9 protein-coding genes and 4 pseudogenes are annotated in these 12691 nt (G+C 68.7%); 4 read left to right on the forward strand and 9 right to left on the reverse strand.

Going from position 1 to position 12691, the window contains the following annotated elements; translation table 11 throughout:
• Positions 1-77 precede the first annotated feature (77 nt).
• The 4 genes and pseudogenes from OG617_RS02745 to OG617_RS02760 all read right to left on the reverse strand — a co-directional run.
• A complete protein-coding gene (locus tag OG617_RS02745) occupies positions 78-1079 on the reverse strand; it encodes an enoyl-CoA hydratase/isomerase family protein (protein ID WP_405098387.1) in 1002 nt (333 codons plus the stop codon).
• A 3-nt stretch (positions 1080-1082) separates the two neighbouring features.
• The gene (locus tag OG617_RS02750) at positions 1083-3455 is read right to left on the reverse strand and encodes a hypothetical protein (RefSeq protein WP_405098389.1); all 2373 of its coding nucleotides are present in this window, start codon (positions 3453-3455) and stop codon (positions 1083-1085) included.
• 139 nt (positions 3456-3594) lie between these two features.
• Positions 3595-4829 (reverse strand): IS3 family transposase gene (locus OG617_RS02755; protein ID WP_405098391.1). Its coding sequence is split into 2 segments (ribosomal slippage): positions 3595-4550 and positions 4550-4829, totalling 1236 coding nucleotides; the frame shifts between segments, so codons are not numbered across the junction.
• A 19-nt stretch (positions 4830-4848) separates the two neighbouring features.
• Positions 4849-5148 (reverse strand): annotated as a pseudogene (locus OG617_RS02760) (transposase); the annotation flags it as partial.
• Between the two features lie 195 nt (positions 5149-5343).
• On the opposite strand from OG617_RS02760, the pseudogene OG617_RS02765 reads away from it, so the two are divergent.
• Positions 5344-5919, forward strand: a pseudogene (locus tag OG617_RS02765) (IS5 family transposase); the annotation flags it as partial.
• Between the two features lie 195 nt (positions 5920-6114).
• Here the strand turns inward: OG617_RS02765 and OG617_RS02770 are convergent.
• A complete protein-coding gene (locus tag OG617_RS02770; RefSeq protein ID WP_405098392.1) occupies positions 6115-7980 on the reverse strand; it encodes an FtsX-like permease family protein in 1866 nt (621 codons plus the stop codon).
• Positions 7980-8708, reverse strand: coding sequence for an ABC transporter ATP-binding protein (locus tag OG617_RS02775; protein WP_405098394.1), 729 nt, complete (start codon positions 8706-8708; stop codon positions 7980-7982). The genes OG617_RS02770 and OG617_RS02775 overlap by 1 nt, the downstream gene beginning before the upstream one ends.
• Positions 8709-8998: 290 nt before the next feature.
• Here OG617_RS02775 and OG617_RS02780 point away from each other — a divergent pair, with 290 nt between their 5' ends.
• Positions 8999-10246, forward strand: a complete 1248-nt coding sequence (locus OG617_RS02780; protein WP_405104081.1) for an MFS transporter — start codon at positions 8999-9001, stop codon at positions 10244-10246.
• Positions 10247-10373: 127 nt separating this feature from the next.
• On the opposite strand, the pseudogene OG617_RS02785 reads toward OG617_RS02780, so the two are convergent.
• Positions 10374-10625 (reverse strand): annotated as a pseudogene (locus OG617_RS02785) (DDE-type integrase/transposase/recombinase); the annotation flags it as partial.
• Between the two features lie 100 nt (positions 10626-10725).
• Here OG617_RS02785 and OG617_RS02790 point away from each other — a divergent pair.
• Positions 10726-11217 (forward strand): annotated as a pseudogene (locus OG617_RS02790) (leucine zipper domain-containing protein); the annotation flags it as partial.
• A 21-nt stretch (positions 11218-11238) separates the two neighbouring features.
• Here OG617_RS02790 and OG617_RS02795 read toward each other — a convergent pair.
• The gene (locus OG617_RS02795) at positions 11239-11568 is read right to left on the reverse strand and encodes a methyltransferase domain-containing protein (RefSeq protein WP_405104082.1); all 330 of its coding nucleotides are present in this window, start codon (positions 11566-11568) and stop codon (positions 11239-11241) included.
• Positions 11569-11639: 71 nt separating this feature from the next.
• Between OG617_RS02795 and OG617_RS02800 the strand changes: the two genes are divergently transcribed.
• Entirely contained in the window at positions 11640-11966 is a 327-nt protein-coding gene (locus OG617_RS02800; RefSeq protein WP_405098395.1) for a hypothetical protein, read from the forward strand.
• Between the two features lie 99 nt (positions 11967-12065).
• Here OG617_RS02800 and OG617_RS02805 read toward each other — a convergent pair whose 3' ends face one another.
• Complete coding sequence (locus OG617_RS02805) at positions 12066-12680, reverse strand: TetR/AcrR family transcriptional regulator (RefSeq protein WP_405098397.1); 615 nt, start codon at positions 12678-12680, stop codon at positions 12066-12068.
• Positions 12681-12691: the final 11 nt, after the last annotated feature.

Consider the following 12691-nt stretch of genomic DNA (forward strand, 5'->3'; position numbering starts at 1 on the left):
CCCTTCAACCACCATGCCCAGCGCGCGGCGCGACGTCGACCGGCCCCGCCCGACGGGAGCAACCTCAACCGTGACAATCAGCCTCTGTACGGCGAGTCCGCGCCCGGACCGGCATCGGCGGGATTCATCTCGACCGCGGTGCCCTGGATCCAGGGCTCGGGTTTGGTGAGGAACACCGACTCCCCGGTGCCGTCCTGCATGACGAGCCATCTGCGCAGGGCCACCCTGGTGACGGCCGCCGGCACTCCAACGACCTGTGCGAGCCCTTCCGCAGTGAGACTCTCCCGGACGGACATCTCGAAGGCGTGGTTCACGATCCGCTTCTGCGCCGCTACCACCGACCGAGGGCGGGCCGCGTACCTGTGTGCCATTGCGGCGATCTCCTCAGCGAGGCTGTGCCCCGGCACGACACGGTTGACCAACCCGTTTCGCAGCACCTCATCGGCGGTGTACGACCGCGCCTCCAGCAACATCTCCATCGCCCTCGCAGGACCGACAAGCTGGGTGAGTCGCTGGCCGCCCACCGTGGTGGCCAGGCCGATGGACAGCTCGGGCAGCTGAAAGGCGGCGTTCTCGCTGCCCGCGACGCGAATGTCGAAACACACCGACAACTCCAGACCGCCGCCTCCGCAGGGTCCGTCGATCATGCCGAGCCACGTGGCGGGTGAGTCGAGCAGCCCCCGTACGACGTCGTAGAACCGGGTGACGGCCAGCACTCCTGCCGCGGGCGTTCTGGCCAGTGCGTGTTCCCCGAACAGCTTCGCCGCCGCGCGAACGGTCCGGAAGAGGGTTCTGGCAGCCCTCGGCGGCAGGAGCGGCACCGGCTCCGCGACACGGCTCAGCTCACCGATGTCGAAGTGGGTAATGTAGCGGCCCGGCACTCCGCCCGACACCACCACCGCCCCCACCGATGGGTCGCCTGCCACGGCGCGGACCAGCTCGCGAAGCTCCGTGACCATGGTGCCCACCATGTAGTTGAACGGCGGATTGACGACCTCGGCGAACAGCACCCGGCGTTCCTGACGAAGCCGGATCGTCGACAGCGTCAGCTCGGCGGCACGGCGTGCTCTGGACTTCATCGGTCATTCTCCTCGGCTATGGGAGCGAACCCGGATTCCCAGGTCGCGAATGTGATAAGCGCACACGTCATCAGCCCAGACCCAGGCCTCGCCGACGACGAGCACGGCCGACGGCACCACGGTCACCGAGGTGACATGCACCTCGGTCCGCATCAGCCGGGTTTCCGGCAGCACCTGTCCGCGGAAGGTCCAGGTGACCTTTCGGTCGGCCGACAGCATGTCGAAGACCGGATCTGCGGACCGTACGGTGAGGCCCGACTCCACGCAGAACAACCGCAGCAGCCCAGCGACCGCCTCCAGTCCAAGCGAGCCCGGTTGGACCGGGTCCTGGAAGAAGTGGGCCTTGAAGTACCACTCCGACGGGTCGATGTCCTTCTCCCCGACGATCCGTCCGAGCCCGGCCGGGCCGCCAGCCGTCTCCAACTCGACGACGCGGTCGACCTGCGCCAGCCTCGCGTCGGTGAAGATCAGAAGGTCGCTGCGATAGGCGCCAGGTCGGCCGGCGATGCCCGGCACGCGGCTCAGCTGGCTGCGCGGCCACCGGGGTGGGGTCAGCCCGGCCTGTGTGGCGAGAGTCTCTGGGGAGAAGTACCCGAACCGGGTCCACAGGCTGGCCACGGGGCGCCCACCTACGACGCAGCGAACGTCGAACTCCAGAAGGATGATGTCCCTCGTGGACGCGATCGTCTTCAACGTCGCTTCGGTGCGGACTCGACCACTGTCCGGACCGACCACGCCAAGCACGGCCACCCGGCCGTCCAGGTTCCGGAACGCCAACTCGGTGTCACTGGTCAGCGCGCTGCCCACATACTGCGGGAGCAGGCCACACGGCTGCAACAACACCTCGGTCAGCACGGCGAGCGGCATGGCCGGCGTCGTGCTCACCCCGAAGTACCAGCCGTCTTCTACCACGTCGTACTCGGCCGTCAGCGAGATTCCTGGCTTGAACCGGCCGCCCGGCCCGCTCACCTCGACGACCCTGGTGAGGAACTGGTAGGGCGGACTGGGTAGCCGAGGCAGCCGTGCGGGGCCGTCGAAACGAGCGTGCTCGGGCCCCAGTGCGGCACTCGGTTTACCCAACGCGTAGGCCAGCATCGCCTGGGCGTCGAGCCGGCGTCCGTCAACGACCAACGCACGCGGATCCGATCCGGCCGCGACGGGACCGGATGACCTACTCATGGGTCGTGGCGGCAGCTGTCCGAGCAGCTGTCGCTGGTCCAGGGGCCAGTCCGGAACCAGCCACACCGCCAGCCCTTCGACGTGAAACGCCTTGAGGCCATCCGCGCTGCAGAGCACGTCGGCGACGACCATCGACCGGGGGCCCTCATGCACCTCGCGGACGAACAGCTCGTAGGTTAGATTCCTCGTCGTCGGGGTCACCTGCGCGCGGCAGCGCATTCGGTAGTCCCGCCCCGGGACAGGCTCGAACCGCCAGCCGTCCCGGTCCACGGTGTATCCCAGCGCGGCGAGGTAGAACGCCATCGTCTGCATGCAGCCCTCGGCCATCAGCGTGCCCGGCATGCACGGATCACCGGGGAAGTGCCCCTCGAAGAACCACAGATCAGCGGTGATGACCTGTTCCGCGCGGAGATATCCGCTCCCCCACGCACCGCCTGCCGGATCGAACTCGGGCACCGAATCAGGCAGCCACACCCGCAACGGGCCCATGCGGGGGGAACGGACATGGGTGCGGGTGCGTTCCCAGCCCGCACCGAAGCACTCGACTGGCCTGCCCTCGGCGAACGCCCGGACCGCCGCCTTGTCGAAGGACCGCCGGCCACCCACACGCACCGGCGGGTCAACCCTCGGCCGCAGCTCGGGAGCGGGCCCCGGCTCCCAGATCAGGCCATTCCCATCGGCCAACTCGTGATCGGTGAAGTAGCCCGCCCTGCCGTTGCGGACGCTCACCCGCAACTCATCGCCGACGTAACAGTCGTAGCGGAATGAGAACAGCATCACCTCACCCAGCGTGAAGTGTTCCTCGATCGCGATCTCGTAGCGCAGGCGCTCGCCCACCTGCGGCGGACTGGTGTGAAACGTGACCTCGCAGCCCAACAGCCGATGGCGGCGCATGCCCTGGTGGTGGAGGTCGATGCCGAGCCAGCTGATCAGGAGCATGTCCGCCTGCCCCGCTTCGATGGCCAGGCAGGACGGCATGCGGCCGGTCACATCGACGTACCACCGCTCGGCAGTGACATCGGTTTCGGTCTGGATCGTTCCGACTCCCATTGAGCCGGGCATGGCGTCGATGCGGTTGACCCGGTCGACCAAGAGCAACGGGGGCGCGGGCAGTCTGGTCTGCCTGGGGTAGTCGTCCTGGGCGGCGAAGGATGGACCGAACAGTTCGGAGATCCGTCCCCTGGTGAGAAACTCCAACTGCGCCCGATCGAAGAGGACGGCAGCGCTCAGGTAGCCGTCCGGTCCCGGGGGCGGCAGTCCCGGCGCCCTCGGCATGAGAGTCGAGGCGTACGTGGGGAGATCGGGGTGTCAAGCCCCGGGTTTGATGGAGATTGGGTTATCTGGTTTCCAGGGGTGCGGTGACCGGCTGGGTCATCGTGTGTAGTGCTTCGTACTCAGCTGGTGGGACGTGGCCGAGCTCGCCGTGTAGGCGCCGGTTGTTGTACCAGTCGATGTACTCGACGGTGGCCATCTCCAGGTCGTCGAGTCCACGCCAGGGGCCGGTGTTGCGGACGAGTTCGGCCTTGTAGAGGGAGTTGAACGCCTCGGCCATGGCGTTGTCGTAGGAGTCGCCCTTGGAGCCGACCGAGGCGACGGCGCCGGCCTCGGCCAACCGCTGGGTGTAGCGAATCGTTCGGTATTGGACTCCCCGGTCGGAATGGTGTATCAGTTTGCGCAGGTCAGCGCCTTGGTTCTCGCGGCGCCAGATCGCCATCTTCAGCGCGTCGAGAGCCAGATCCGTGTAGAGGCTGGTGGCGACCTGCCAGCCGACGATCATGCGAGAGTGCACGTCGAGGACGAACGCGGCGTACACCCAGCCCACGCTGGTGCGCACGTAGGTCAGGTCCGCGACCCACAGCTGGTTCGGGCGGACCGCGGTGAAGTCACGTTTGACCAGGTCACCCGGGCGGCCGGTCTCGGCCGCTGGCCGGGTCGTGCGCGGTGACTTGTCGCGTAGCAGTCCGCGCAGTCCGGAGGCGCGCATCAGCCGCTCGACGGTGCAGCGGGCCACTCGCACGCCGCGTCGGCGCAACTCGTGCCAGACCTTGCGGGCGCCATAGACGCCGTAATTCTCCGCGTGGATCCGCTCGATCACTGCGGTCAGCTCCTCATCGCGCCGCGACCGGGCCGAGGCCGGGCGGGTCTTGGCGGCGTAGTAGGTCGACGGTGCGATCTGTGCCGGCGTGTCTTCGAGCGCCTGCAGGACCGGCTGGACACCGTGTTCGGCCTTCTGGGAGTCGACGAAGTCGACCTTCATCGCGACGGACGGTCCAGCTCCGCCGCGAAGAAACTCGCTGCGGACTTCAGGATCTGGTTCGCCCGGCGCAGCTCACGCACTTCCCGTTCGAGGGCGGCGAGGCGTTCCGCGTCGCTGCTGGTGGTGCCCGGCCGCTCACCGGCGTCGGTCTCGGCCTTCTTCACCCAGGTCCGCAACGCCTCCGGGTGGATGCCGAGCTGCCCGGCGATCCGGCGGATCGCTCCGACCGCGGACGCCGGGTCCCGGCGGGCCTCGACCGCCAACCGGGTCGCTCGCTCGCGCAGCTCATCGGGGTACTTCTTCGGTGCGGGCATCGCTGGTGTTCCTCCCAGGTTTCGATGTCTCCATCAAACCCGGTGCGGGACAGTTCTCGGTTGCGGAGGCGGCCATGACGATGACGGCCAGCAACAGTCCCAAGGTGTCCGTGACCACGCTGCGTTTACGTCCGACGATCTTCTTGGCCGCATCGGTTCCCTGTGTGGCGGTCGGCGGGTTCGTGGACGTTTTCACGCTCTGTGTATCGATGACTGCGGCGCTGGGCTGCGCTGCGCGGCCGGCCTTCACCCGGGCCAGGCCGGTGAGGTCGATGTTGAGCTGGGCAAAGATGCGTTCGTCCCGCCAGGCGGCATAGTAGTCAGAGGCCGATTCACGTCTCGACCTCGGTAGCGCAAGATATCCGACCTGACCCGGAAGGAACACATTGCGCCCGACTCAACCCTGACCGGAATCAGAGCATTTCACCCCGCGATCGTGTCTGGTTCACTTTCACCCGACATCGACGCACATGACGTCCGTCGAGGCGGCACCCGCACGCCGTACGCCTGCTCCATGACCGAACGACGCGCCTATCCGTCCGACCTGTCCGACGCCCGGTGGGCCCTGATCGCACCCCGCCTGACCGCCTGGCGACAGGCCCGCACCGACGCCGGCGTCAGCGGCCGCGCCCCCACCCACGACCTACGCGAGATCCTCAACGCCATCCTGTACGTCAACCGCACCGGCATCGCCTGGCGCTACCTGCCCCACGACTTCCCACCCCACCCGACGGTCTACGGCTACTTCGCCGCCTGGAGCAAGGAAGGCATCTTCACCGAACTGAACTACGACCTCACCGGCCTCGTGCGCGACCACCACGGCCGCAAGACCCAACCAACCGCATCCATCATGGACAGCCAAAGCGTGAAAACCTCCACCAACGTCCCACTGTCCACACAGGGCACCGACGCCGGGAAGAAGATCGTAGGCCGCAAACGTGGCATCATCACCGACACCCTCGGCCTGCTCCTCGCCGTCATCGTCACCGCCGCCAGCGCCAGCGACAACACCATCGGCATGGACCTACTCGACCAGGCGACCACCGCCTACCCCACCCTGACCAAGAACTGGGTCGACGCCGGCTACAAGCGTGGGGCCTCGAACGTGATGACGTTCTGCGACTCCGTCGGCCTGGGCCTGCTCGCCGGCGCCGCCCACGACCTCGCGGTCCACGGCCAGCGCGTACACCTGACCGGCACCGTCAGCCTGAACCTGATCGGCTTCGACGAGCGCTTCGATGGTAACGGGCCCAGTTGTCCAGCAGCCGTCTCGCCGTGTTCGGGGTCAGTCCCCGGCGCCGGCCAGGCGGATCGCTGGGATGCGGGTCGCGGTGAGGGTGGACAGGGTGCTGGCGGTGGTGACCAGCAGTACCGCGGCCAGGGTCAGGGAGCTGATCAGGGTCCAGGGCACCTCGGCGTGCCAGTGGCCGGTGAGGTCGGCCAGTGAGCGGCTGACGCCGTAGATGGTGCCTGCGGCGGCGAGTCCGCCGAGTGTCAGGCCGATCCCGACCACCGCCAGGCTCTCCAGGAGGGCGGTGCGCACCACCTGGCGGCGGGTGAGTCCGGTCAGTCGGGCGGCGGCGAACTCGGCCCGCCGGTCGGCGGCCCCGATCATCACGGCGTTGACGACGGCGATGGCCGCGTAGAGCGTGCCGGCTCCGAGCAGCGCCAGCAGCACGGCGTTGCTGTCGCGCCGCTGACTGCGGCGGAAGTCCTCCAGCCAGTCCGCGCGGCTGGTTACCTCGCCGAGTCCGGCGGCTCGGATCGCGGCGGCGACCTGGTCGGGCTGGTCGGTGCGTAGCCAGTAGCCGGTGCCCGCCTGTTCGGTGCCCATGGCGGCGGGCACGAACATGCCGATGTCGTTGAGGGCCGGGGTCAGTAACGCCACTACCCGCAACCGTCGGCCGTCGGGGGCAATGAGCTCGTCACCGAGGCTGAACACCCGGCCGGGCGTGGCGTTGGCGCGCACGGCCACCCCGTCGCCGACCACAGCGGCGAAGTCCCCGGCGGTGACCTCGACCCGGTGGGTGGCCTGGTAGGCGGCCGGGTCCACGGCCATCGCGGTGGGATTGTCCGGGCCGAGGTTGACGTCGGGCTCGGCGGATACCGCCCGCACCCCGGGCAGGGCGGCCAGTTCGGCGCCGACCGGCCGGTCCGCACGGACCCGTAGTTCCCCGGTCAACGACCCGGTCCGCTCGCGGAGCATCGCGGTGGACACCGTGTCAACGCTGCCGGCGAGTCCACCGACGATGGCGACGAGCACGAGCACCGGTGCCGCGATGGACGAGGTCCTGCGGACCCCGGCCCGCAGGTTGGCCATCGCCAGTTCGCCGAGCGGGCCCCGGGCGATGACGCCGAGTACCCGACTGGCCAGCGGCACCACCAGCGGCGCGAACGCGTTGAGTGTCACGGCCAGGGTCATGCACAGCCCCAGGTACAGCGGTACCGCGTAGTCGGCCGGCACGCTCGGCGCGCTGGCGACGATCGCGACCGTGCCGGTGAGGAACAGTCCGCCGACCACCCAGCGGGACGCGGTCATCACCCGGCGGGCGGCGCCGGTCTCGCGGAGCGCTTCGAGGGGCTCGACCCTGGCCGCCCGTTGCGCCGCGCTGAACACCCCACACAGTCCGACCACAACCCCCACTCCGACGGACACCACCGGCGTCCAGCCCCGCCAGGGCGCGTCGAAGGAGTCCGGCACGAACTCGAAGGACCGCAGCACCGCGAGTTGGCCACGCAGTACCGGTTCGGTGCACGCGATCCCAGCGGCCGAGCCGAGCAGGCCGAGGATCAGTGCCTCGCCGAGCAGCAGCCGGCGCAGTTGCCATCGGCTGCCACCGTTCAGCCGCAACGTGGCCAGTTCGGTCCGGCGCTGCGCGACGGTGAACGCGAAGGTGGAACCGACGACGAACACTGCCAGGAATCCGGCGATCGTCAGCACCATCGCCAGCAGGGAGCTGGTTCCGTCGTAGCCGGCGCGCAGCCGCTGGACCTCGGTGGCCGACAGCCCGGCGGGTAGCACCGGGTCCACCGCAGCCATCAGCAGGAGCAACGACGAATGTACGAGGGCGACGCCGAGGGCCACGGCCACGAAAGCGCCCGCGAACAGTTGCCACCGGGCGCGGAAGGTCTGCCACGACATCTGCAGCATCAGACCGTCACCTCGAGCTGGGCGAGCCGTGCGGCGACCTGGTGCACGGTGGGCGAGTTCAGGCCGTCGACGATCCGTCCGTCGGACAGGAACAGCACCTGGTCGGCGCTGGCCGCCGCAGCCGGGTCGTGGGTGACCACAACGATGGTCTGCCCCTCCTCGACGAGCTCCCGGAGCAGGCCGAGCACCACGCGGGTGGACCCAGTGTCCAGCGCCCCGGTCGGCTCGTCGCCGAACAGCACCGCCGGTCGGGTGATCATGGCCCGGGCCAGGGCGACCCGCTGCTGCTGCCCGCCGGACAGTTCCCTGGGCAGGTGTTTGAGCCGGTCGCCGAGGCCGACCCGGGTCAAAATCTCCCGCACCTTCCGGCGGTCGGGCCGTTGGCCGGCCATCCGCAGCGGCAGGGCCACATTCTGCTCCGCCGTCAACGAGCCCATCAGGTTGAAGCTCTGAAACACAAATCCTATTTTGTTACGCCGCAGTCGGGTCAACTCGTCATCACTAGCCCTGGTGATGTCCTGCCCGGCCAGGCTCACCCTGCCGGACGTGACCCGATCCAAACCCGCCGCGCAGTGCAGCAGCGTCGACTTGCCCGAACCCGAGGGGCCCATCACGGCGGTCCAGGTACCGGTAGGAAAGCTCAGATCAACCCCGTCGAGAGCGCGAATGGTGGTGTCGCCCCGGCCGTACACCCGGTGCACGGCGCGGAGTTCGACTGCGTGCGTCATGCACGCAGCCTGCCCGACGATCGGCCCGAGCCGCATCAGGGGACGCACCCGCAGCCGACCCTGAGGACCGACCCTGAGAGGGTGTTTTTGATCGTCCGAGGGGAGTAGCAGAGTCGTGATCCGCTGCAACCGTTGACCCTCGACCATCGACACCTGCCGGACGAACACCTCCGGGCGCCTACCCACGCCACCACCTCCCGAACCATGAACGATGGGAGACAGCCTGCCCGACACATCCTCAAAACCAACGGATTACACGATCAACGTTCAAAGACGAGGCACTAGTCGACATCCGCCCGCTCCGCACGCAGCCGGTCTTTCGGCGCCTCTGGCTGGGCACCACCGCCTCCGGGTTCGGCAGTCAACTCGGCACCTTCGCCGTCACCTTCTACGTCTGGGAAAGCAGCCGCAGTCCCCTCCTGGTTGGGCTGATCGGGCTGTTCACAGCCGTACCGTTGATCGCGTTCGCGCTGCTCGGCACCGCGTTCGCCGACCACGTCGACCGGCGGCGGCTGGCTCTGGTCACCACCCTGGGCCAGTTGGCGACCAGCCTGCTCATGGCCGGCGTCGCGGCCGGCCTCCGGGACAGGGTGTGGGCGATGTTGGTCTTGGTCGGCGTCAGCTCCGCGCTCGCCGCGCTGAACGCGCCCGCCAGGCAGGCGTTCCTGCCGCGGCTACTCCCCGCCGAGCAGCTCTCCGCGGGATTGGCGCTGAACCATCTGTCCTTCCAGCTGGCCATGCTGCTCGGCCCGGCCGTCGCCGGGATCCTCACCGCCGGGTGGGGCACCACCCTGTGCTTCGTCGTCGACGCGCTCACCTTCGTCGCGGCCCTGGTGGGCATCCGCAGCCTGCCGCCTACCAGGGCCGCTGACAGCGACGGTCGGGCCGGCGCCTCCGCCGCCTGGCAGGGAATCCGGTTCGCACTCCGTACTCCGCCCGTGCGCGGCGCCTTCCTGCTCGACCTGTGCGCGACTGTGCTGGCGATGCCAGTGGCCCTCTTCCCGGTCGTCAACGAGGAGAAGTTCCACGGCTCCCCGGAAGTGCTCGGCCTGCTCACCTCGGCGATGGCCGTCGGCGGCGTGGTCGCCTCCATGCTGTCCGGGCTGATCACCAACAGCGGCCGGTCGGGCCGTGTCCTGCTCGGATGCTGCGCCGTTTGGGGGGCGTCGCTGGCCGGGGTCGGGCTCGCCGGCAACCTCGCCCTGGTGCTGGTGCTGCTCGCCGTGGCCGGTGCCGCCGACACCTGGTCGGTCGTGTCCCGGGGCACGATCGTGCAGTTCTCCACGCCTGAGTCACACCGGGGCCGGGTCGCCTCGCTGGACTTCCTGGTGGGGGCTGCGGGGCCACGGATCGGCGGACTCCGTGCTGGGCTCGTCGCCGCTGCCAGCTCCGGGGGCACGGCGCTGCTCGTCGGCGGCATCACCTGCCTCGCCGGCATCGCGCTGACCGCGCTCGCCACGCCGCACCTCGGCCGGTTCACCACCGCCTGGCCGGTTCCTCCGGGCAGGGACACTACCGAGCCGCTCGTCGGAGCGTGACAGCTCGCCACGTTGGGTTGGCAGCCGGGTCACCGCCTCGACATCCGCTTGCATCAAGGGATGCTCGTGGTGGCGCTGTTGCGTTGGCGGATCGATGGGCACGCCGAGCTGCGTCAGCGGGCACTGGTCAGATCGCTTGGGCGAGTTCGGTGAACGCGGCGGCCACCCGGGTCGCGGGTGGGGCGTCGGTGGCGAGTTCGTAGTGTCCGCGTCGGAGGTTCTGCACGAAGGCGTGGCCGGTGACGATCGTCTGGGCGGTGCGGTCGGAACGGAGTCCGCGCATCGGTCTGAGCCGGTGCTTGAGCTGGCTGTGATCAGCCTCGATCGGATTGTTGGCATGCCGTTCGACGTGGTGCCACGCCGACGGGACTAGGTGTTCTGTCCATGGACGTTGGTGACAGGGCTGGAAGCTTGAAATGGGAAGGACCTCCGGGTGAGGTGGAGCTTGTCGGAGGTTCCGCATCACCCGGGAGGTCCTCGTGCCCCACGCTAACGCACCCCTGACAGAGCGCGGCAGGCTGCGCCTGGCGCGCTGCGTGGTTGATGATCATTGGCCGTTGCGGCGGGCCGCGGAACGGTTCCAGGTCAGCGTGAACACCGCGAAGCGGTGGGCCGGCCGGTACCGAGCCGAAGGCGTCGCGGGCATGACCGACCGGTCCAGCCGCCCGCGCCGGTCCCGCCCGCCAGTGGAGCGCAAGGTGCTGCACCTACGGGTGAAGAATCGGTGGGGGCCAGCCCGGATCGGCGGCCGGCTCGACATCCCCGCGTCGACGTGCCACGCGATCCTGCGCCGTGCCGGGGTGGCCCGGCTGGCTCACCTGGACCGGGGCACCGGCCGTCCGATCCGCCGCTACGAACACGCCAACCCCGGCGACCTGGTCCACGTCGACATCAAGAAACTCGGCAACATCCCCGACGGTGGCGGCTGGCGCACCCAGGGCCGGCGACGAGGCAAACTCAACCGCACCGCCACACCAGGGTGAGGCAGCGGGTCATGCCGCGCATCCGGAGCGGCGCGACGAGAACACCGGTCGGGGCGAGCTGGCCGGTGGAAGGTCACTGGCCTCCACCGTGACGATGATCGCGTCGTACGGCGCGGCGCCGGGCCAGCCGGCCATCGCGTCGGCCGTTTCTACCTGGACCTGCGGGTAGCCGGCGGTGTCGAGTACGGCGCGAGCGTGCGCTATGACGCCGGGGTTGATGTCGATGCTGGCGACTGCGCCGTGCGGGCCGACGACCTCGGCGATCAGCGCGGCGTTGTAGCCGCCGGAACCGATTTCCAACACCCGCGCGCCGGGCTGGAGGTGGGCGGCGTGCAGCATCACGGCTTGCAGCCACTTCCCTATTAGATCTACGTGTTGCGTAGCCGTACGTTGCATGTAGAAGGGCCTCCGTGAGCAAGCACCGGCAAGTACATAGGGTGACAGGTGCGAAACTCGTTGTTCCGTCACGCCTCGCCGCTGTCGTGCGACTGGACGGCTTGGAGGAGCGTGAGCAGGCGCTCGGCATCGAACCGGGCTCGATGTTCTTCACCGATCCGGACTACCGCGTCGATGCTCGGCTGACTTGTTCTACGCCCAAGTCCGTGCGCAAGGCCAAGTCCCTGACAGGGAGCGCAGGCTCCGAAAAGAACTCGACACGACTAAACGCCGACTGGCCGAAGCAACCGAGTGCATCAAAACTCTGGAGAGCGACAACGGCATGCTTGCCCGCATCGTGAACGTGCTCGCCACCGAGAACACGCAGTTCCGTGAACAGCTCCGACCCACCTCGTCCGCAGTCGTATGGCCCTTTGGCCAGTCGCCTCGGTAGTACGACATCATTCGGTCGGGCGTGTGATCGCGACCTCGGCAATAACGGCGAGCGCGAGCCGGTGTGCGCTTCGTACTCTCTCCGCCGGAAAGCCTATTTCGCTGAGTGTCCAGTGGCCGTATGCTAGTGCCAGGATCTGGTAGGCGGCGTTCTCGCAAATGGCTCCGGACCGACCGGGGTAGTCGTCCGCCAAGGCTTGCGCGATCAGTGTTTCCAAGCCTGAGTAGACGACTCGGATCTGTTCGCGCAGGGCGTCGTCGAAGCGGGCTGCGGCCAGGAGCGCGTCGATGGCGGCATTGTCGTCGAGGTGCACTTCACTGCCGAAGAGGAATCCGACGAGGTGTTCGGCACGGCTGCCCGGATCGCCTTCGGCGGCCAGTTGCGCGGCGCGGTCGGCGTAGCGGCTGATGATGCGCTGGCGGAACAGTTCGCGCAGCTGGTCGCGGTTTCCGGCGTAGTGGCGGATGTGTCCGCGGGCCATGCCCGCCTCGTCGGCGATGCGTTGCAGGGTGGTGCCGTCCAGGCCGTAGCGGGCCACGCAGCGGGTGAAGGCGTCGAGCACGTCATCGATGCGCTGCGGGGCTTTGCTCGGCCGGCCGACCCGGCGTTTCGGCTCCGTCATCACCACTCCCT

Origin of the sequence: Micromonospora sp. NBC_01412 (genome assembly GCF_045040215.1) — a bacterium.
GTDB lineage: Bacteria > Actinomycetota > Actinomycetes > Mycobacteriales > Micromonosporaceae > Micromonospora > Micromonospora rubida.